The 1,178-nt window shown below is 48.8% G+C and carries 1 protein-coding gene; it reads right to left on the reverse strand.

Going from position 1 to position 1,178, the window contains the following annotated elements; translation table 11 throughout:
* Positions 1-145 precede the first annotated feature (145 nt).
* Complete coding sequence (locus ACVBEJ_RS14540; RefSeq protein ID WP_447130357.1) at positions 146-1,114, reverse strand: IS5 family transposase; 969 nt, start codon at positions 1,112-1,114, stop codon at positions 146-148.
* Positions 1,115-1,178 lie beyond the last annotated feature (64 nt).

A 1,178-nucleotide genomic window follows, 5' to 3' on the forward strand; every position in this document is an offset into this window, starting at 1 on the left:
GGAACATCTGATTAATTGATAAAGCAGCGCCAATTTCTGCAATTCAAAAATTCAGGTGCTCGTTTTCTCCAAATTTTGCGCAAATAACTCGATATTTACACATTTGTTTGCTTTGCTGGAGGTTACTCCCCATATCTCAGGCGCACTACGCCTGAGATAGCTCTGGCTGTTTCAGCAAATGAGTCTTCGCTACCACCATATTTGCCAGCGCACAGCTCACAAACAGATGATGAGCATTCTTATCGATGCCCTTGTAACGCACCTTGGCAAACCCAAAACGGCCTTTCATGATGCCGAACAGGTGTTCAACTCTGGCTCGGGTTTTCGATTTGTAACGGTTGGCTGAACGTTCTTGATCGGTCAGCTTCCGATAGCGACTGCCTTTCTTCTGGGTAAAGTCTCTGGCCTTTGGCGCTACTGCTTTGATGACTGATTTCTTGCCAGAGTACGCAGAGTCACCCCATACGGATGTTTCTTCGCCGTGCAGCAAATCACCAACCACTGCCGAGTCATGAACATTGGCTGAGGTGGCGACAACTGAGTGAATCAGCTTGCTCTGACTATCCACACCAATGTGGGCCTTCATGCCAAAATACCACTGGTTGCCTTTGCGGGTTTGACGCATATCTGGGTCACGCTCTTTCTTTTTGTTCTTGGTGGAGCTCGGTGCGTTGATAATGGTCGCGTCAACAATGGTGCCACGACTGACCTTCATGCCGTTTTCCTGAAGATACTCATTCACCAGGTGGAAGAACTGATCGCCCAGATTATGACGCTCCATCAAATGCCGGAATTTGCAGATAGTGGTCTCGTCCGGTGCTGGTTCATTGCCCAGATCAATGCCCACAAACTGGCGCATGGCACGTGAATCGTAAATCGCTTCCTCTGCTGCTGGGTCTGATAAGTTGAACCAATGTTGCAGGAAGTAAATACGCAGCATCCGTTCGATGCCAATCGGGCGGCGGCCAGCTCCCTTGGGCTTTGGGTAGAAGGGCTCAACCGCACCAACCAAGCCTTCCCAGGGAATAATGGTGTTCATATCTTCAAGAAAACGCTCTTTGCGAGTCTTCTTACGGTGTTTCTCAAAGCCATCTGTCAGGGATTGTTGGCGCATCGGTATCTCTGGTTTGTGGATATGCTGCTATTATCGCTCAAACGATGAATTAATCAGAGTTGCC

The organism is Porticoccus sp. GXU_MW_L64 (assembly GCF_052983295.1).

Excerpts from the sequence above, each read along its gene's own strand:
- ACVBEJ_RS14540 (WP_447130357.1), bottom strand. The coding sequence starts at position 1,114 with ATGCGCCAACAATCCCTGACAGATGGCTTTGAGAAACACCGTAAGAAG.